A 20,637-nucleotide genomic window follows, 5' to 3' on the forward strand; every position below is an offset into this window, starting at 1 on the left:
AATATCTTGTTACTTTCTCTGATCTTGCTGACCGGACCCTGACGTCCCCGGCACTGGAGGCCGCCATGAAACTGCTCGTCGTCGAAGACCACCCCGCCTTGCGAGAACTGCTTTCCAGGCATATGGCCCGCAGCGGATTCGTCGTGGACGTTGCCGAAGATGGCCGTCAGGCGCTGGCCATGCTCGAACTCAGCCGCTACGACGCGATGATCCTTGACCTTGGCTTGCCTGACATGGACGGCCTCGATCTGCTTGCCGCACGGCGATCCACCCGCAATCCTGATCTGCCTTGCATCATTCTTACCGCCTGTGACGCTCTCAATAGCCGGGTCGCCGGACTGGACGCCGGCGCCGACGACTACATGCTCAAACCCTTCGACATGCCGGAGCTTGAAGCACGCCTGCGCGCGGTGCTGCGACGCGCTGGCCCCCGCAGAGAGGCATACATCAATCTGGGCAATCTGAGCTTCCGCCAGACAGACCGGGCCCTGCTGGTCGACCAGCGCCCGCTTTTGTTACCCAAGCGCGAGCTGGCATTGCTCGAGGAGCTGCTGCGCAACGCACCCCGGGTGGTGATCAAGGACCGCCTGGAGGAACGCCTGTACTCAATGCATGAAGCCGTTACGCTCAATGCCATCGAGGCGCTGGTCTCAAGGTTGAGGCGCAAGCTGAATGCTGCGGGAGCAAACAGCAGCATCGAAACCCTGCGTGGCCTGGGCTACCGGCTCGCGCCGACGACCTACTCCTTGCTCAGAAGTTGAACGCCACACCCAGGTTCAGCCGTCGGCCGTCCAGCGTCTTGCCGTAATCCTCCGCGGTGACTTCCTTGTCCCAGACGTTATAGAGGCCGGCATATACATCAAAACTGTCGCTGAGCCGGTACAGCCCGCCAATATCCACCAGGGTGTAGGCGGGTATCTGGCTTTCGGTATCTTCTACGCTCTTGCTCTTGTAACGCGCCTTGGCCCAGAGCCCCATTGCTGCACTGGCCTTCCAGTCCAGGCCCACATTGAACATGTGCCGGGGCAGATTATTGAACGGCTGGCCGATACTTTCCGGGGAGTCACGCGACTCGATGATTTCGCTATCGGAATAGGTGTAGTTGGTTTTCAGATCCACCGGGCCCAGTGGCATATTGAAGAATAGCTCCACACCCCGCAGTTCGGCGGAATCGTGGTTGACGTACTGATTGATGTACTCGCGGGTCACACCCCCAACCTCGCATACCGGATCAGACCCGTCACGGGTATCGCAGAACAGCCGCTTGCCGATCTGATCCTCAAACTCGGTGTAATAGACTGTGGCTCCCGAGCTGATGCCGTTCTCGGCATCCCACATCAACCCAACCTCATAATTCACGCTGCTCTCGGGTTTGAGATCGGCATTACCCATATCGAAGGCCCGGCTGCGCGCAGCATTCTCTACAATGCCCGGGTCCGCCTGCTTCAGCGTAGGCGCCTTGTAGCCGCCGCTTACCCCGCCCTTGACTACCCAACTGTCCGCCAGGCGGTAGACCGCATAAAGGCGAGGGATAAACTCTTCACCGTAGTGTTCGTTTTCGTCAAACCGCAGACCCGCAGTGACCGACAGATCGTCACTCAGATAATATTCATCCTCGACAAACACCGCGCGCTGCCAGCGATCCAGCTCCAGATCATTGGCCGCACCATAGAAGCGGCTGGCATCATGGGCCGTGGTTTCCCACTTGTACTCGCCGCCCAGAGTCAGCGTCTGATTCTGCAGCGGCAACACGGTTTTGCTGTTGGCCAAAGTGCTGGAATACTCGGATTCGATGCTGCCGTTTTCAATATCCACGGTTTCGCTGATGATGAAAGTCCGCGTTTCCAGGTTGCTGCCCCACTCAAGGTCATGAGTGACGCCGTAATGATGACGGACATTGTTCATCTCGCCTGGAGCGCCTGATTTTTCCGTGCGTTCGTTATCATGTTCGGCCCGGCCCGCTTCGAATTCCAGACTGTTGCTCTGGTTGACTACAAGATTCAGCTTTGCTGTGCCATCCACACGCTGTTTATCGGTATAACCGCCCTCGATCTGATCTTCATCGCGCTCGAATTGCGAGCCGTACAAGGTCAACCCTAGCCGATCCTCTATCAGCGGGCCGCTGAGATAGAAATTGGCCTGCCGAGCGGTGCCTGCATTGTTGTCCTCCTGGAATTGAGTGTCGTAGCTAAGCCGACCGCTCCAGACATCGCCCACAGTCTTGGTGATGATATTGATAACCCCGGCCAGAGCACTTGAGCCATACAGGGAGGACATCGGCCCGCGAATCACTTCAATGCGCTCTATGGATGCCAGCGGCGGCAACCAGCCGACCTGGGTGGCACTGCCAAAACCGTTGTAATAAGCCTCAGTCGAAGCGCCCAGTGGCTTGCCGTTGATCAGGAAGAGGGTATAGGACTCGCCCAGTCCGCGAATGTTGATGCTGGTGCTTTCGAGCTTGCCGCCAGCGCCACCTTCAATCGAAACCCCGGGAATATCCTGCAGCGCATCAGTCACGTCACGGTAGTAGCGACCTTCGAGCTGATCCTTGCCAATCACCGTGATGGAGGCTGGCGCATCAATCAGTTGCTGCTCATAGCCTGCGGCAGTCACTACCATCTCATTAAGGTTCAGAACGTCGGATTCAACCGGCTCCGCGCCATACACAGGCGCCGCCGCGATGGCCATTGCCAACGCTGTTGGATGGAAAAAATACTGCCGGTAAGTCTTTAACGCTGGCATGCAGGAGCGCCTCTCGGATATAAGTAATGCGAACGATATAGATTCGCAGTTCTATTTCCGGAGGAATATGCCACGGCTTTCTGACCACAACCTGACGGACGGAGTTATTTCTTCCGCCGGCCAAAGTCTGCGCAGGCGAATGCTGATCGCCTTGTTGCTGGTGTTTGTAATGGGCCTGGGTATATCTGCCATCCAGCTATATGGCACCCGCGACGAACTGCGCCGAGCGGTATTGCTGATTCAGGCCGGCACCCTCAGCCAAGGGTTCAGCGCCGAACAGAACATCGAAACGCTGCCGCGCCATTACGCCGGGGACCAGATGAGCTATACGCTCTACGCTGCCGATGGCAGCCTGCTGGACTATTCCGCGCATATGCCGCGACCCAGCCGCCTGCGGACTCAACTGCTGCAGACCCAGCCGCAATGGTGGCACTGGAGCCCCTATGCCGGGAGAACCATCAACGTGCCTGTGCAGTTGGCCGACGGCGCTGTGCTGATGGTGTCGCGCACGGATACCGCCGAACGCGAAATGCTCGACAGAATGCTCCTGAATCGGGTGCGTCAGAGCCTGATTCTGCTGCTGCCGTTGGTGCTGGGTGCTGGTTTGCTCATCATGATGTTGCTGAACTGGACGCTCAGACCGGTAGGACGGGCGACGCAGCTGGCCGGAAGCATAGGGCCGGACAACCCGGGCAGGCGCATCCCGCTGAAAGGGCTTCCCACGGAATTTCACCCGCTCGCAAGCGCTGCCAACAGCGCACTTGACCGACTGGGAGGCGCCTATGAAGCCGAACGTCGGTTTATCGCCGATGCCGCCCATGAACTGCGCACGCCGCTGACGGTACTCGACTTGCGCTTGCAGGATTCACGTCGCAGCGGATTGCTCGATTGGCCGATACTCGAGAAGGAAATGCGCCAGCTACGCCGCCTGGTGGCCCAGTTGCTGGAACTGGCCCGGCAGGATGGCGCAGGGGCTTGCGGCAGCCCCTTGGTTCTGACCAATGTGTCGCGAATGAGCCGCGAGGTCACTGGGACGATGCTGCCCATGTTCGAAGAGCAGGGAAGAGCGATAGTCGCGGAGATTGCCGACGGACAGCACTGCCTGTGCCACGCTCACGAGCTGCGCGAGGCCTTGATCAATCTGCTCGACAATGCACTGGTGCACGGGCGCGGTGAAACCTTTGTCGTGCTTCGCCGAGAGTCCAGCGAGCTTGTCATCGAAATCAGCGACCAGGGCCCAGGCGTACCAGAGCAGGACCAGGAGCGCATGTTCCAGCGCTTTCACAAAGGTCGCCAGGGCAGCGAAGGGACCGGACTCGGTTTGGCGATAGTCCGGCGGATTGTGCAGAACGCCGGCGGTCGGGTGGCTTTCGTACCCGACCAGCCCAGCACAATCCGCATCACCTTGCCGGTATAGCAGGTAGTTCAAAACGCCCGTGCCAACACCAGCGAGCCGAACTGATCCGGTTCGGCCTGGCCACTAAACTCGCGCGTCCACCAGACCTAAACGAATAATCAACAACGCTGAATTTTTCATGGGCATAGAGAAGCCTTTTCAAGATTGATCCAATCACTAGATTCTTGAATAGACGAATAGTTCTAGTAAGCACATTTGCAACTCATTTGCTGAAACGCTTCCTCACTGGCCCCTGCTTGCCCAATACTCTATGCTCCGAACTGATTTTCACTGATCCGCAGATACTGCCCATGACCAGAACATCCACCCAGAATGAGCCTTCCGGCAAAACCAGCCGCACCCCCCAGCAAACACGGGGCCGTGCGCGGGTGGAGGCAGTGCTGGATGCCTGTGCGATTTTATTATGGGAGGAGGGACCGGGTGAGTTGACGATGCACAAGCTGGCCAAACGGGCCCAGACCTCGATTGGCTCTCTGTATCATTTCTTTCCGGATAAAGACGCGGTGATAGATGCCCTGTGTCAGCGTCATCTGACCGCAATGAACGGCATTACCCGCGAGCTTGACCAGATTTCATCAGCTCAATGGCGCGATATGAGCCCTCAGGCGGTGATCGAAAGCCTGGCGCGGCCATACTTTCAATATGTTGATACCTACCCTGAGATGCTGGTCATCATCAGCAATTCCCTGGGCAGCAAGATTGAAGGCGCGCCCGACTTGAGGCTATCGATTCTGGCCAATTATGAAAAGGTGCTGGAACTGCGCATGCCCAAACTGGACACCGCGCTGCTGAAGACGATCAGCTACGTGCTTTTCAACATCCCGGTCGGGGCGTTGCAATCACTGCAGGAAAATAATCAGTACCGGGAGCGCGTGCTGCGGATGGAATTGATTCATGCCATGGTCGCTTACCTGCAAACCATTGAAGCCCAGCACGCTGGCGGTTGCTGAGGTTCAGCGCCGCTGCCGCTCAGGCCGTCTGCAACGCCGGACTCAACCGCAGCATATCCAGAATACCGTCGGCCAGGGTTTCCGCCTTCGCGTCCAGATCCAGGCCCACCGGCACCAGCAACCACTGGTCCAGTACGCCGGTAATGAAGGCGTGAACGCAGCGGCTGGCGACCACCAGATCGAGCTTTTCAGGCAACTGCCCCTTGGCCACGGCGTTGCCCAGACTCAACTCAATATTGTGGTTATATTCCCGGCGGAAGTCCTGCATCCATTGGCGCAGGTTGCCGAGATCTTCGGTGTACTCACATTTGTGAAATAGAATCTCGCTGACGCGGCGTACTTCCGGGTCAGTCGCGGCGCGGCGGAAAACGGTGACCAGCAAATCACGCAGGCGCCCCAGGGGATCAGGCTCACTTGGGCTGCGGCTGGCTTCACTGAGCGGCTGCAAGGGTATGTTGACGCGCTCAAGCAACGCGCCAACCAGTTCTGACTTGTCTTGAAAGTGCCAGTAAATGGCACCGCGGGTCACCCCGGCAGCGGTGGCAATCTCTGCCAGCGAGGTACGCGAAAGACCTTTGCGATAAAAACACAACTCCGCTGCGGATAATATCTGATTCCGGGTTTCCTGCGCCTCTTCTTTCGTCCGCCTTACCATCTGCTTTGTCATCCAGTCATCATTGAAGCTCGTGTAGCCTGATTTACCGGGGCTGCCAGGCAAGCGATTTATGTTAACTAATGTTCTGGGTATTTACAAACATTCATGTACGTAAGTATATTACCCATCAATCGGCCTGACTTTCCTTCTGGCCACCAGCACACGCACTGCATCCTTCGAGGATTTTTTCATGCTTAGCCCGATCTCTGCGCGGACCGCGCTCTTTCCCCTGCTAACGGTCATTGGGCTGCTGAGCGCTTGCGGGCAACAGGACAGTCCGCCTGCCGAGCAGCCCGACGCAGCGCAAATTGTGGAGGTAGGCGTGGTAACGCTGGCGGCGGAGCCCTTTGAGCTGACAACTGACCTGCCAGGCCGAACGGCGGCCTTTCGGATGGCCGAAGTGCGCCCCCAGGTGGACGGCATCATCCAGAAGCGTCTGTTTGAAGAAGGCAGCGAGGTGAAGGCCGGTGAGCAGCTTTACCAGATCGATGCGTCGGTCTACCGCTCGGCGCTGAACAGCGCCAAAGCCGCCCATCTGTCCAGCAAAGCGCTGAGCGACCGTTACGAGCAACTGATCGAAGATCAAGCGGTGAGCCGCCAGGAATATGACGAAGCTCGCGCCAGCAGCCTGCAAACCCAGGCCGCGCTGGAGCGCGCCGAGATCGATTTGCGTTATACCCAGGTCAGAGCACCCATCGATGGGCGTATTGGCCGCTCGGCGGTCAGCGAAGGCGCGCTGGTGAACAACGGCCAGGCCGCGGCAATGGCGACTATTCAGCAGCTTGACCCTATCTATGTGGACGTGACCCAACCCGCCCGCGACTTGCTGGCGTTACGCCGAGATCTGGACGAAGGTCGCCTGCAGAAGGCTGGTGACAACGCGGCCCAGGCAACCCTGCAAATGGAAGACGGCAGCGTTTACCCGCATCAGGGTACGCTGGAATTCTCTGAAGTATCAGTCGACGCCGGTACCGGCTCCGTGACCCTGCGCGCAGTATTCCCCAACCCGGACAATATGCTGCTGCCGGGTATGTTCGTGCACGCCCAACTGGTTGCCGGTACCCGCTCGGAGGCCATTCTGGCGCCGCAACAAGGCATTACCCGTACACCCAGAGGCCAGGCCACGGCGCTGGTAGTCAACGCCGACAATATCGTCGAGCTGCGCGAAGTACGCACCGAACGCACCGTGGGCAATCGCTGGCTGATCAGCGAAGGGCTGAATGACGGTGACCGGCTGATTACCGAAGGCCTGCAGTTCGTCAAACCCGGCGCAGAGGTCAAGGTGGTGCCGGCAGGCAATGTGTCTGAGCCCGCGTCCGCCGCTGGTCAGGAAGGATAATTCCCCATGCCACGTTTCTTTATCGACCGTCCGATCTTTGCCTGGGTAATAGCCCTGGTGATCATGCTGGCTGGGGGTCTTTCCGTACTCAGCTTGCCCGTCAATCAATATCCGAGCATCGCCCCGCCGGCGGTAGGCATCTCGGTTAGTTACCCCGGCGCATCGGCGCAAACGGTGCAGGACACCGTGGTCCAGGTCATCGAGCAGCAACTCAACGGTATTGATGGCCTGCGCTATATCCGTTCGGACAGCAATTCCGATGGCAGCATGGAAATTACTGTTACCTTCGACCAGGGCGTGGATCCGGACATCGCTCAGGTGCAGGTACAAAACAAACTACAGCTCGCTACCCCTCTACTGCCGCAGGAAGTCCAGCAACAGGGCATTCGCGTGACCAAGTCGGTGCGCAACTTCCTGATGGTCATCGGCGTCGTCTCTACCGACGGCAGCATGAACCGCGACGACTTGGCCGACTACATCATTTCCAATCTGCAGGATCCGGTATCGCGGACCGATGGCGTGGGCGATTTCCAGGTCTTCGGCGCGCCTTACTCCATGCGCGTCTGGCTGGACCCGGCCAAGCTGAATAACTTCCAGCTCACGCCCACCGACGTCAGCGCCGCGATTCAGGCGCAGAACGTGCAGATTTCCTCCGGCCAGTTCGGCGGCCTGCCAGCCGTGCCCGGGCAACAATTAAGCGCGACCATCATCGGCAAAACCCGCCTGCAAAGTCCGGAGCAGTTCCGCGAAATATTGCTCAAAGCTAATCCAGACGGCTCGCAAGTGCGTTTGAAAGATGTCGCCCGTGTCGAGCTGGGTGCACAGAACGCGAATATCTCCGCCCAGTTCAACGGCATGCCGGCCTCCGGCCTGGCGATCAAACTGGCCACCGGTGCCAACGCGCTGGACACTGCTGCGGCGGTCAAGCAGACCATTGCCGACCTGGAGCCGTTCTTTCCGCCTGGCATGAAGGTCGAATATCCCTATGAAACCGCGCCGGTTGTATCCGCGTCGATCACAGGTGTGGTGCATACCCTGCTGGAAGCTGTGGTGCTGGTGTTCCTGGTGATGTATCTGTTCCTGCAGAACTTCCGCGCCACGCTGATTCCGACGCTGGCGGTGCCGGTGGTGATTCTAGGCACCTTCGGTGTGCTTTCGGTATTCGGCTTTACCATCAATATTCTGACCATGTTCGCCATGGTGCTGGCCATCGGTCTGCTGGTGGATGACGCCATTGTGGTGGTCGAGAACGTCGAGCGGGTGATGGCCGAGGAAGGCCTGTCGCCGGTGGAAGCGACGCGCAAGTCGATGGATCAGATTCAGGGAGCGCTGGTAGGTATCGGCCTGGTGCTCTCGGCGGTATTTATCCCCATGGCTTTCTTTGGTGGCTCCACCGGGGTGATCTATCGCCAATTTGCGATCACCATTGCCTCGGCGATGACGCTTTCGGTGCTGGTGGCAATGATCTTTACCCCGGCGCTCTGCGCGACCATGCTCAAGCCGATCCCCAAGGGCGGCCACCATGAGAAGCGCGGTTTCTTCGGCTGGTTCAACCGTACCTTCAATCGCGGCGTCGGCCGTTACGAGCGTGGCGTCGCCAGCATGCTCAAGCGCAAGACGCCCTACGTATTGTTGTATCTTGTCATCGTCGCGGTCATGGCCGTGCTCTTCACCCGCATTCCCACGGCTTTTCTGCCGGACGAGGACCAGGGCGTGCTCTTCGCCCAGGTGCAGACCCCAGCCGGCTCTACCGCCGAGCGTACCCAGCAGACAATCGACACCATGCGCGATTACCTGCTGAACGAAGAAGGCGATGTAGTGAACTCGGTATTCACCGTCACCGGCTTCAACTTTGCCGGCCGCGGGCAGAACTCGGGCATGGCCTTTATTGGCCTCAAGCCCTGGGATGAGCGTGCGGACCCCGAGCTCAGTGTATTTGCGCTGGCCGAGCGGGCGCAGGCGAAATTCGACACCTACCGTGATGCGATGGTCTTCGCCTTCGCGCCTCCTGCGGTGATGGAGCTGGGTAACGCCACCGGCTTCAACCTGTTTCTGCAGGACAATGCCGGGGTCGGTCATGACACGCTGATGCAGGCGCGCAATCAACTGCTCGGCATGGCCGCGCAGCACCCTGCACTGATGGCTGTCCGCCCCAACGGCCTGGAAGACGAGCCGCAATACCAGTTGACCGTGGACGACGAAAAAGCTCGCGTGCTCGGCGTGTCACTTGCCGAAGTGAACAGCACCCAATCGATTGCCTGGGGCTCCAGCTACGTCAACGACTTTATCGACCGCGGCCGGGTCAAGCGTGTCTATCTGCAAGGCGAGGCCAGTGCCCGTATGGGCCCTGATGATCTGGGGAAATGGTTTGTGCGTAACAGCAGCGGCGAGATGGTGCCGTTCAACGCCATCGCCAGTGGTGAGTGGATCTACGGCTCACCCAAGCTGTCACGCTACAACGGTGTTGCTGCGATGGAAATCATGGGTGAAGCCGCGCCCGGTTACAGCACCGGCGACGCCATGGCGGCGATAGAAGAGATAGCCCAGAAGTTGCCGCAAGGTATCGGCGTGGCCTGGACCGGTCTTTCCTACGAAGAGCGTATTTCCGGAGATCAGGCGCCGATGCTCTATGCGCTGTCCTTGCTGGTGGTATTCCTTTGTCTCGCGGCGCTGTACGAGAGCTGGTCAATTCCGCTGGTGGTGATGCTGGTGGTGCCTCTGGGTGTGATTGGCGCGCTGATGGCCACCCTGGGCCGCGGGCTGACCAATGACGTATTCTTCCAGGTAGGACTGCTGACCACCGTCGGCCTGACGGCGAAAAACGCGATTCTGATCGTCGAGTTCGCCAAGGACCTGCACGAGCAGGGCATGAGCCTGTTTGACGCCGCAGTGGAAGCCTGCCGCATGCGTCTGCGCCCGATCATCATGACCTCGTTGGCCTTCACCCTCGGCGTGGTGCCCCTGGCCTTGGCCAGCGGCGCGGGTGCCGGCAGCTCGCATGCTATCGGTACTGGCGTGATCGGCGGCATGATCACCGCCACGGTGCTGGCGATCTTCTGGGTGCCGCTGTTCTTCGTAATGATTTCATCGCTGTTCGGTGGCAGAAAAGCCAAGGCCGATGACACCGATCCGACCCCCCAGGAGGTCGCGCCATGAAGCCTGTTCTGATGGCCAGAAACCTGGTGGGCGCTAGCCTGATTGCAGCGCTGGCTGGCTGCTCGATGATACCCGACTACCAGCGCCCGGAATCTCCGGTAGCCGAAGGCTGGCCACGAGGTGAAGCCTACGCCACCGCCTCCAGCGAAGCGCTGGTCGCGCCGCCATTATGGCAAAACTTCTTCCGCGATCCGCAGTTGCGCGACCTGATAGGGGTAGCGCTGGAGAATAACCGCGACCTGCGCGTGGCCGCCTTGAATGTGGAGGCCACCCGCGCGCTGTACCGTATTCAGAGCGCCGACCGCCTGCCCAGCTTGAGCGCTGACGCTGCCGGTAGCCGCACGCGTACACCGTCAGATCTCAACGGCACCACGCAAAGCGGCATCACCAGCCAATACAGCGCGACACTCGGTGTCGCCTGGGAGATTGATCTGTTTGGCCGGGTCGCCAGCCTGCAGCAACAGGCACTGCAAGAGTACCTGGCAACCGAGGCCGCACAGCGCAGCGTGCAGACCAGTCTGATCGCCAGCGTCGCCAACACCTACCTGCTCTGGCAGGCGGATCAGGCACTGCTGGAAGCAACCCAGGACACCTTGAAGACCTATGATGAGAGCCTACGGGTGACTCAGCGCAGCTTCGATGTCGGCATCGCCTCGTCACTGGAGTTGACTCAGGCGCGCACTGCAGTGGAGACCGCACGCAGCAGCCTGGCACGCTACACCCGGCTGGTAGCCGAGGATCGCAACGCTCTGGCACTGCTGATAGGCCAGCGCATACCGGTATTGCCCGCCGAGCGGCCGCAATTGAACGCAGACTTGCTCGCCGAGGTACCGGTCGGTCTGCCCTCAGATGTGTTGTTGCAACGCCCGGACATCCTCCAGGCCGAGTACGCCCTGCGCAGCGCGAACGCCAATATCGGCGCCGCACGGGCGGCCTTCTTCCCCAGCATCAGCCTCACCGCCAATGCCGGCAGCGCCAGCAGCCAGCTGTCAGGCTTGTTCGACAGCGGCTCGGAGTATTGGAGTTTTTCCCCCAGCATCAGCGTGCCGATTTTCAATGCCGGGCGCCTGCAGGCAAACCTGAACTACGCCGAAGTGATTCGTGATGTGCGCGTAGCCGAGTATGAAAAAGCCATCCAGATCGCCTTCAGCGAAGTGGCCGACGGCCTTGCTGCACGGGAAACTTATGTGGATCAAGTCGCGTCGCAGCAACGCCTGCTCGACGCCAGTGAGGACTACTTCCAGATCGCCGAACGCCGCTACCGCAGTGGCGTAGACAGCTACCTGACCTTGCTCGACGCGCAGCGCCAGCTTTTCACTGCCCGCCAGCAACTGATCACCGACCGGCTGAACCAGCTGGCGAGTGAGGTTGACCTGTTTCGCGCGCTGGGCGGTGGCTGGGCAGGCGAAGGCGAACAGCCCGAATAAATCAGAAAGCTCACAAGGCGGCCTCCTGCTCACGGTATTATCATGAGCAGGAGGCCGAACAGCCAGCCTCTGAATAGCTATTGGCTATGGGCCAGCGGCTGGCCGGTTATTTTCTGTCCGGCTTGCGCGGAAACTTCACCTCAAATCCCCGCGCATCCAGCTGCCGCACATCCACCGGCCGACCGTCCTGATCCATGATCACCAAGCCGATACCAGTGCCATTCCAGACCCGCTCACCGGAGCTCGCCTGATCGGGATCACGCGGAGTGATCTGCATGCGGCGGCGTTTGGTCAGCCAATTGAGGGGCGACCAGGGCGCATACAGCCAGCGGTTAAGGCGATCGAACCAGTCCAGCAACGTGTCGGGAAAGGCGTTTTTCAGGCCGCTGCTGGTGATCTGCCAGATATGCGGGCCCCGGTCGCGGTGGCGAATGCGGATGTCATAGACGTAGGAATAATGCACATCGCCGGAGAGAACGACAAAATTACCCGGCGTGCGGGAATGGCGGAAAATATTCAACATGACCTTGGCCGCGCCACGATGGGCCATCCAGTTTTCGGCGTCGACCAACAGCGGTTTGCCCACCAGGGTAAACAGCTTCTGTACCCCTTCGATCAGCTTGACGCCAAACATGGGCGCTGGCGAGACGATCACCACGCCTTTCTTGTCCAGCATGCGCTGTTGCATCTCGGTCAGCGACTCCCAATCCATCAGCCCCGAGGGGCGTCCGGGGCTACGCTCACTGCGCCAGCGGCGGGTGCGGGTATCCAGCACGATCAGATGGGGTGTGCCGGGGACTTGATACTCCCAGGCATGAAAGCGCAACAGGTTGTCGATCGTGGCATCCTGAGCCGCGGCATCCAGCCAACCGCTCTCACTGGCACTGCCCAATAGACTTTCCAGGTCAGCCAGGGGTTTGCTGACCCGGTCTGGATCATTACCCCAGGCCTGGCAGAGCAGATAGGCCACCAGGGCATTACCGATGATGCGCCGGGAGAATGGGTGCCCGTAGGCGGTACTTTCCCAGTCGGCGGTCAGATTCCAGTCGTCGGTCACATCGTGATCGTCGAAAATCATCAGGCTCGGCATGTGCGCCAACAGCCGCGCTACCTGGGGCAGGCCATCAACGAATTCATTGATGATCTCCTGCTCTTCCCTATATGCCTCTTCCTGCTCCTGCGCCAGTACAGGCTTGCCCTGCCGATCAATCAGCCGCCAGGGCACCGGCGACCAGACCAACAGATACATCGCCAGCACTTCACTCAAAGTCATCAGGTGATTGCGTGCATGGGTCGAGGTGAACACCGGCTTTTTCACCCCGCCGAAGAAACGTTCGCGCAGTGCCACGTTGCCCTGTACGTCAGGCAACAGTTGTTCACGCTGATAGTAGCTTTTGTCACTCTGATAGAGCGCCTGGCTATCATCCACCGTAGCGCCTTCAAGCTTCTCGTCATACAGGCCTAGACGTTCAATCAACCGATGTATCGCTACCAGCATCGGCCCCGCGACATCGTCGGCATACACTTGATCACCGGTCATCAGCAGCCAGTCAGGCCGTTGCTGCGGGTCCAGCAGCCGCTCGCCAAGCCACTCATCGGCCCGCACCAACCCATCCTTGCCGGCAAAATGTGGCTTACGGCAGGAGCCGTGCAGCAGTTGCCGATTGCTGCCGGGGATGACGAAAGACAATGTCTCCTGCCCTGGATAGCGCAATTCAGGCATAACCGCAGCCAGGCTCTGTTCACCCGCACCATCAGTCCAGAGCAGGTCGTAGCTGATCAATTGATCCACCGGCAACGGCTGCGGCAGTGCGTAGTCAAGCAGCTGCACGTGAGCATGCCGGCCGATCGATAATATCTGGCCCTGCCCCTTACCTGCCTCAGCATCACCCTCGCTCAGGCCATGCCGAGAGTGACTGCCACCCTCGGGCTGCACACTGAGCGTCATGTCCAACGGCTGGCTGGTGACCAGCCAGATCAGGATGCGATCAGGCGATAGACGGCGTAGCACCGGGCCGGCGAGGATGGCAGGCAGCTCGGTTGAAAGCGCAGTGGGTAGGGTGACGATGGTCAAGCCTCTCTAATCAAAGACCTGCCCAGGCAATAACCGGGGCAGGATCACGGCATGAATACAGGCAACTGCTCAAATGGTGGAGTATGGACGACTCAGGCAGCTACCCGTGCCTGCTTTTCCAGCTCGACCTTGAGAGCCGGATCCAGCGACAGCTGACGCGCCAGCTCTTCCAGATAGGAGCGCTCCATAAAGTTCTCCTCATCGACCATCAGCAGGCTGGCCAGATACATCTCGGCGGCCATCTCCGGCGTGGTAGCCGAGCCAGCGATATCCTTGGGCTCCAGCGGCTTGTTCAATTCCTGGTCGAACCAGCGCTGCAGATCGGGATCCTGCGTCAGCTTGGCGACCTCGCCATCGATCAGTTCGCGCTCACGGGCGTCTATGTGCCCATCGGCCTTGGCAGCGCCAATCACCGCACGCAAAATCGCATGGCTGTGCTCTTCCGCTTGCGCGGCCGGCAAGCGATCAACGGTTTGTGGCTCAATCTGGCGTTGCTGGTCGCCATTTTGCTGCTGCCAATTGTTGTAGGCCTTGTACGCGACCACCCCCAGCGCGGCGAGGCCGCCGTAGGTAATCACCTTGCCACCCATCTTGCGCGCCTTTTTGCTACCCAGCAACATGCCTATGGCACCCGCTCCGAGCGCGCCACCGCCGGCACCTGTCAGCAGACCGCTCAGCGAAGAGGCGCCCTTGCCGGAGGATTGCCGGTGCGTATTGCCGCTCTGAGAGCCGCCCTGGGAGGAAGAGCCGCCTTGCAACATCTCGGTGCCGGATTTGAGCAACTGGTCAAGCAAGCCACGTGTAATCATGTGTGCCTCTGTCGTAAGAATGAACTATCCATAGGATGCTATTTTCGAAAAATTAGTTCGATTATCCACATCAAACTTAACTCAGTCTTAAAACCCGCTCGGGCTGCAATCACGCACGAGCGGGCGTGACGTCAAGGCATACACTTTCATGTAGTGGCACTTTGCCTTATTCTGCAACTGCGTGAGGCTTGCAACCAGCCAGCTATACTGCCCATAGTGCCTGTTACTTAGCAGGTGCTTTGCCCGGATGCTTCTATGATTGATTACAGCAAAAACCGCTTTCTGGTCGTCGATGACTTTTCTGAGTTTCGTACGTCCGTCATCGGTATGTTGCGGCTGATGGCGGTTAAACAAGCCGACTCCGCACCACGCGGCGAAGATGCGATCGCGATGTGCCGCAACACTCAATATGACGTGATACTACATGACTACAATCTGGGCGCCGGCAAAAATGGCCAGCAGGTGCTGGAAGAACTGCATCATTTAAAGCTGATCAGCCCGCACTGCATTTTCGTCATGTGCACTGCCGAAAGCAGCCAGGCGATGGTCATGAGCGCGCTTGAGTGCGAGCCGGACGCCTACCTGACCAAACCTTTCAACCGTGCCAGCCTGCAACAGCGGCTGGATAAACTGGTGGAGCGCAAGACCGCGCTCAAGCCGATCCTCGACGCATTGGCAAAACAGGACCATCGCGCCGTGTTGGCCGCGTGCGAAAAGGTGACTGTCGAGCACAAACGCTTTGCGCCGCAATGCCTGCGCTATCAGGCCAATGCCCTCAAGGCCCTCGGGCAACGTGCTGAACTGGAAAAGCTGCTGCAGGCCCAGTTGACTGATCGCCCGATGCCCTGGGCGATAATTGCTTTGGGCAATCTGTGGCTGGAACAGGGCAAACTGGAACAGGCTTTGGAGCTGTTCCGTTCGGCAATCAGCCAGTTCCCGATGCTGCCGGCACTGTTCGACGGACTGGCCGCGGTGATGGCAGCCATGGGCGAGCCCAAACAGGCGCAGGAATATATCGAGCAGGGAATCAAGATCTCACCGAACAGCCTGCAGCGCCAGCAGTCGCTGGGCAAACTGGCCAAGGCCAATGGCGACTTCGACAATGCAGTGCGGGCCTACCGCCAGGCTGTGGACCTGGGCCAGAACTCGCAATTTCGGGACCCGGAAAGCCATCTCGGACTGGCGGCCAGCCTGAACGAGCAGGCAGGCGACCAGGCACCCAATCCGCGCGCAGTACTGGAAATCCGCAAGACCCTCGGCGACTTGGGCAAAAGCTGGAAGGGCGATGCCAACCTGCAGGTACGCGCGCAGCTGATGGAAGCCAGTACGCTGATCAAGACCGGTGACCAGCGCGAGGCCGACAAGCTGATTCAGCAAGCCAGTACCCAGCTGGGCGAACTGGATACCTTCTTCTCCGCCGAAGTGGCACTTGAGGTGGCAGAGCAACTGAAAGCGCTGGGCCAGGAGGAGCAGGCCAAGGGTATCCTGCACACCTGTGCGGAAATGTATGGTGACGATGCCAACGTTATGCATTTGATCGCCGAACAAACCGATGATCCGGCCATTCTGAACGGCGGCAAGGCTGCGCAGGAGCTGAATCGACAGGGCATCCGTCTTTATCAGCAAAAGCAGTTCGCCGAGGCTCTGCCGTTATTCCGCGAGGCACAAGCATTGCAGCCGCGCAATATCAGCTTCGCGCTGAATACCGCCCAGTCACTTCTGCGCATGCTGCTGGCGCAGCCCGATCCTGAGCTGAAAGCGCAATGCCTGGACTGCCTGGACCAGGTGCGCAGCATGCCTGCCAGCGATGCACGGTATGAGCGTTATCAAAAACTCTGTAACACGGTAGCCGGTCTGTGAGCGACGATCTGCAGAAAAAACCTGAGGGGCTGGATTTTTCCACCGTAATCGCCTCTACCGTGCACGACATGAAAAATTCACTGGGCATGTTGATGCAGGCTTACCAGCAATGGTCTGCGGATCTGCCCGCGGATTTGACCGACAACCGCGAACGCGGAGTGATCGAGTACGAGTCCCTGCGTCTGAACGGCATGCTGGTGCAGATGCTCAGCCTGTACAAGCTGGGGGTCAATCAACTGCCCATGCGCCCGGCCTGGATGGAAGTTGAGGATTTTCTTCAGGCGCAGCTGGCGCGGCACAACGAGATTCTCGGTTCGCGGCACATCACCGGCAGCTATGAGGTCGAGGAGGACGGGCAGTTGGCCTTCTTCGATGCCGAACTGGTCGGCTCGGTGGTCGGCAATGTAATCAACAACTCGATCCGCTACGCCCGCTCGGCCATCCATCTCAAGGCCTGGACCGAGGACGAGCAACTGGTGCTGTCCATCAGCGACGACGGTCAGGGCTATCCGCCTAGCATGATCGAGGACCAGTCCGATTACGTGCTGGGCATCAACATGAGTACCGGCAGTACCGGGCTGGGTCTGTATTTCGGCCAGCGCATCGCCGAACTGCATCAGCGCAACGGCCAGAAGGGGCATATTCAACTGCTGAACGGCGGACCACTGAACGGCGGCGAATTTCGCATCTATCTGCCCTGACCATTAACGCGGCATCATGCGCACGCCGTCCAGCTCGCTGAGCGGCCGTGGATGGCCGAGGTGATAACCCTGAGCGTAGTCGACGCCGATCTCGGTCAGGCAGTCGAGAATGCCCGCACTCTCGACAAACTCGGCCACCGTGATCAACCCCATCTCATGGCCGATGGTGTTGATCGAGGCGACCATGGCGCGGGCGATAGGGTCGGTTTCAATATCCTTGACGAACACGCCGTCGATTTTCAGGATGTCCACCGGCAGGGTTTTCAGATAGGCAAAAGACGACAGCCCCGAGCCAAAGTCATCCAGCGCAAAACGGCAGCCAATGGCCTTGAGCCGCTGCATGAAAATCACCGCACGGCTCAGGTTGGCAATCGCACTGGTTTCGGTCAGCTCGAAACAGATGCACTCGGCCGGCACTTTGTGCCGCTCCAGCGTCTCCAGAACAAATTCCAGAAAGCTTTCCTCGCCCAACGAGGCCGCTGACAAATTGATCGAATAATTGCCCGGGTTACCGGCCGTGCGCCGCGAGTAATCTCCGACCCAGGCGAGAAAGTTACCTACTACCCAGCGATCAATCGCTGTTGCCAGAGCATAGCGCTCGGCCGCCGGCATAAAGGCACCAGGTGGGATAATGCGCCCGTCCTCCGCGAGCATGCGCACCAGCACTTCGTAACTGGGAGCAGCGTCCTGCTGCTGCACGCAGACAATCGGCTGCACATAAAGGCGCAGCCAGTCGCCATCCAGCGCCTGGCGCAAGCGATTGACCCACTGCATTTCGCCACGCCGCTCGAGTAGTTGCTGGTCGTCAGCCTGGTAGATGTGAATCCGGTTACGTCCGGCATCCTTGGCGGCGTAGCAGGCGCTGTCAGCAGCGCTGAGCAGACTTCCCATGGTTTCGCCCTGCTCGACCTGCACCAGGCCAATGCTGACGCCCAGCGCAAAGGTCTTGCCCTCCCAGCTGAAGCGGAACTCTTCAACCAGCGCGCGCATGCCGTCGACAATCGGCACTGCCTCCTCCAATGGGCAGCCCGCCAACAGCAGGCCGAACTCGTCACCGCCGAGTCTGGCGAGCACGTCGCTACTGCGAATGCGGCTCTGAAACAGTTTGGTCAGTTGCCGCAGCAATTCGTCTCCCGCCGCATGCCCGCAGGTATCGTTAACGATCTTGAACTGATCCAGGTCCATATAGCAAAGCACCTGGTCGCCACGCTCCTCCGCCGGGGTCAGCAGTACTGCAAGCAGGCGCCGCTCGAATTCGGCGCGATTGGTCAGCCCGGTCAAAGTGTCGTGGGCGGCCTGATGCGAGAGTTCGCGGGCCAGCCGACGATTGGTGGTGACATCACGGAAGGTCAGCACCGCGCCGATAATATGGCCCTCGGCATCGCGAATCGGCGCGACGGCATCCTGGATCGCCACATCGCTGCCGTCGCGCCTGCGCAGCAGCAGCACGTTGCCTTCCTGACCCTGCAAACCTTGACGATAACGGCGCAGCAATGCGGTGACGGGATTGCCCAAGGATACGCCGGTAAATTCATCGAACAGCCGGTAGATATTTTCCAACGGTCGACCGCGTGCCTGCTCGCTGCTCCACCCGGTAAGCTTTTCGGCCACCGGATTCAGGTAATTGATACGGCTGTCCGGACCGGTGGTGATGACCCCGTCGCCAATCGAAGCCAGCGTGACCTGCGCCAGCACCTTTTCCTGAAACAGTTGTTGCTCGACGCGGCGCCGCTCGGTGATATCGCGGATCATGCAGGTCAGCAAATGCTCATCCTCATGCCCGCGGCTGACCGTCAGCTCGGCTACAAACTGCTCGTGCCCATGGCGGCTGAACAGCACTTCCTGTTTCAATTCGCCACCAGCCGACGGCTGCGGAAGTCCTTTCCAGTTATCCTCGGCCACCAGCCGTTGCAGGGGCTGGCCAAGCAGGTCTGCTGATTGCAAACCGAACAAGCGCTCGGCGCCGGGGTTGCAGCTGGCCAGCACGCCCTCGGGAGAACAGGTGACAATGCCGTCACGTATGTCGCGGATGATCGATTGGGTAGTGCCCACGGCGGTCTGCAGCGCGCGAATCACCTTGTTGTATTGCCCGGCGATCTGGCCCACCTCGGTGAACGGCTCGACCGGCACCTCCCGGGCAAAATGCCCATCGCGCTGGTGCGTCGCCATCGCTCCGAGCAATTCAACCAGTTCAGTGCGCGCGCCATGCTCCGAGACGTTCAAACCCACCACTTCATCTTCCGCGCTGACACGTATCGGCACAATACGATTGAGCAACCGCAATACCGCCCAGGTCAGACCGAACGCCCAGAGACCTGCCACAAGCACGCCCTGACCCTGAATCAGAAACTGCTGCCAGCGGCTCAATCCGGTGCCCAGCAGTTCCAGGTCGGCAAACAGCGCCAACGCCAGCGTGCCCCAGATGCCGCTGGCCAGGTGCACCGGCACCGCGCCAACCGCATCATCGATTTTCAGCCGGTACATCAGTCGGTCAGCCAGGTACATCACTACCGCACCGGTCAGACCAATCAGCAGCGCCGCTCCGGCATCAATGACGTGTGCACTGGCCGTCACTGCGACCATGCCCGCGATCAATCCGTTGAGCGGATAGACCGGATCCACATGCCGCCAGCGCAGCCAGGAAAGTCCCATTCCGCCGAGAATCCCGGCGACGCCGGCAAGCACGGTGTTGGCGATAATGCCGGGTACCGTGTTATCGAAACTGAAAGTACTGCCGCCGTTGAACCCGAACCAGCCAAACATCAGCAGCAATGCGCCGAGCATGGCCATGGGCAGGTTGGACCCGGGCATGCTGCGGCCGTGCCGGCCCAGTTCATATCGGCCCTGGCGCGGACCAAGCACCAGCACCACCGCCAGAGCGATCCAGCCGCCAATGCTGTGTACGACTGTAGAGCCGGCAAAGTCGACAAAACCCTGCGCAGCCAACCAGCCCTGACCTTCACTGAAAGCGCCGCCCCAGGCCCAATGGCCGAAAAACGGATAGATCAGCCCGGCTGCCAGCACCGTGACCAACAGGTAACCGCTGAAGCGCATGCGCTCGGCGGCCGCGCCGGAGACAATAGTGGCTGCGGTGGTGCAGAACATCGCCTGAAACAGAAAAAACGCCGACTGCCAGGTATCGAGAAACGACAACATGACAAAGCCGGTGCCGAACCAGCCATGTTCGCTGGCGCCGAACATGATGCCGAAACCGAACAACCAGTACAGCAAAATGGCGACACTCAGGTCAGCCATGTTCTTTACCGCGACATTAATAGTGTTCTTGCTGCGCGTGAGACCCGCTTCAAGGCAGAGAAAGCCCAACTGCATGTTAAACACCAGACCGGCGCAAAGCACGACCCAGAGTACATCTATCATGGAGACTGGCATGGCCCATCCTGGTGACTAAATGAGCGAAATGGCACAATGATGGCGCAGCAGATTAAAAAAGCTGGCCTTTGTGCTGTAAAAAGAGGCATTGAGGCAAACCAACAGGCTTATTGGCTC

Annotated in this window: 13 protein-coding genes; 8 read left to right on the forward strand and 5 right to left on the reverse strand. The window is 59.5% G+C overall.

Annotated features, from left to right (window positions below; genetic code table 11):
* Positions 1 to 65: 65 nt before the first annotated feature.
* Positions 66 to 761 (forward strand): response regulator transcription factor, encoded by a 696-nt coding sequence (locus EAO82_RS00940; RefSeq protein WP_096347780.1) that lies wholly within the window; start codon positions 66 to 68, stop codon positions 759 to 761.
* On the opposite strand, the gene EAO82_RS00945 is transcribed toward EAO82_RS00940, so the two are convergent.
* Positions 751 to 2,742: a TonB-dependent receptor domain-containing protein gene (locus EAO82_RS00945; protein ID WP_096347779.1), complete on the reverse strand. Its 1,992-nt coding sequence runs from the start codon at positions 2,740 to 2,742 to the stop codon at positions 751 to 753. The two genes, EAO82_RS00940 and EAO82_RS00945, sit on opposite strands and share 11 nt — an antisense overlap.
* A 67-nt stretch (positions 2,743 to 2,809) precedes the next feature.
* Here EAO82_RS00945 and EAO82_RS00950 point away from each other — a divergent pair, with 67 nt between their 5' ends.
* Both EAO82_RS00950 and EAO82_RS00955 read left to right on the forward strand, forming a co-directional pair.
* The gene (locus EAO82_RS00950) at positions 2,810 to 4,159 is read left to right on the forward strand and encodes a sensor histidine kinase (RefSeq protein WP_096347778.1); all 1,350 of its coding nucleotides are present in this window, start codon (positions 2,810 to 2,812) and stop codon (positions 4,157 to 4,159) included.
* Positions 4,160 to 4,449: 290 nt separating this feature from the next.
* A complete protein-coding gene (locus EAO82_RS00955; protein WP_143520368.1) occupies positions 4,450 to 5,109 on the forward strand; it encodes a TetR/AcrR family transcriptional regulator in 660 nt (219 codons plus the stop codon).
* 19 nt (positions 5,110 to 5,128) lie between these two features.
* Here the strand turns inward: EAO82_RS00955 and EAO82_RS00960 are convergent, their stop codons facing one another.
* Entirely contained in the window at positions 5,129 to 5,764 is a 636-nt protein-coding gene (locus EAO82_RS00960) for a TetR family transcriptional regulator (protein WP_096347802.1), read from the reverse strand.
* 190 nt (positions 5,765 to 5,954) lie between these two features.
* On the opposite strand from EAO82_RS00960, the gene EAO82_RS00965 reads away from it, so the two are divergent.
* From EAO82_RS00965 to EAO82_RS00975, 3 genes are read left to right on the forward strand one after another with little or no spacing between them, the layout of a single operon-like run.
* Positions 5,955 to 7,103: an efflux RND transporter periplasmic adaptor subunit gene (locus EAO82_RS00965; RefSeq protein WP_096347776.1), complete on the forward strand. Its 1,149-nt coding sequence runs from the start codon at positions 5,955 to 5,957 to the stop codon at positions 7,101 to 7,103.
* A gap of 6 nt (positions 7,104 to 7,109) precedes the next feature.
* Complete coding sequence (locus tag EAO82_RS00970; RefSeq protein WP_153274261.1) at positions 7,110 to 10,259, forward strand: efflux RND transporter permease subunit; 3,150 nt, start codon at positions 7,110 to 7,112, stop codon at positions 10,257 to 10,259.
* 11 nt (positions 10,260 to 10,270) lie between these two features.
* Positions 10,271 to 11,686, forward strand: a complete 1,416-nt coding sequence (locus tag EAO82_RS00975) for an efflux transporter outer membrane subunit (protein WP_096345623.1) — start codon at positions 10,271 to 10,273, stop codon at positions 11,684 to 11,686.
* A 106-nt stretch (positions 11,687 to 11,792) separates the two neighbouring features.
* Here EAO82_RS00975 and EAO82_RS00980 read toward each other — a convergent pair whose 3' ends face one another.
* Both EAO82_RS00980 and EAO82_RS00985 read right to left on the reverse strand, forming a co-directional pair.
* Entirely contained in the window at positions 11,793 to 13,760 is a 1,968-nt protein-coding gene (locus tag EAO82_RS00980) for an alkaline phosphatase D family protein (RefSeq protein WP_231703263.1), read from the reverse strand.
* A gap of 92 nt (positions 13,761 to 13,852) precedes the next feature.
* Positions 13,853 to 14,569 carry a tellurite resistance TerB family protein gene (locus EAO82_RS00985; RefSeq protein WP_096345321.1) on the reverse strand — a complete coding sequence of 239 codons (717 nt, stop codon included), beginning with the start codon at positions 14,567 to 14,569 and terminating at the stop codon, positions 13,853 to 13,855.
* Positions 14,570 to 14,824: 255 nt separating this feature from the next.
* Between EAO82_RS00985 and EAO82_RS00990 the strand changes: the two genes are divergently transcribed.
* Both EAO82_RS00990 and EAO82_RS00995 read left to right on the forward strand, forming a co-directional pair.
* Positions 14,825 to 16,429: a tetratricopeptide repeat-containing response regulator gene (locus EAO82_RS00990; protein ID WP_096345322.1), complete on the forward strand. Its 1,605-nt coding sequence runs from the start codon at positions 14,825 to 14,827 to the stop codon at positions 16,427 to 16,429.
* A gap of 8 nt (positions 16,430 to 16,437) precedes the next feature.
* Complete coding sequence (locus EAO82_RS00995) at positions 16,438 to 17,130, forward strand: sensor histidine kinase (RefSeq protein WP_096345625.1); 693 nt, start codon at positions 16,438 to 16,440, stop codon at positions 17,128 to 17,130.
* Between the two features lie 3 nt (positions 17,131 to 17,133).
* On the opposite strand, the gene amt is transcribed toward EAO82_RS00995, so the two are convergent.
* The gene (gene amt, locus EAO82_RS01000) at positions 17,134 to 20,520 is read right to left on the reverse strand and encodes an ammonium transporter (RefSeq protein WP_096345323.1); all 3,387 of its coding nucleotides are present in this window, start codon (positions 20,518 to 20,520) and stop codon (positions 17,134 to 17,136) included.
* Between the last annotated feature and the right edge of the window lie 117 nt (positions 20,521 to 20,637).

The organism is Halopseudomonas pelagia (assembly GCF_009497895.1).
Lineage (GTDB): Bacteria > Pseudomonadota > Gammaproteobacteria > Pseudomonadales > Pseudomonadaceae > Halopseudomonas > Halopseudomonas pelagia_A.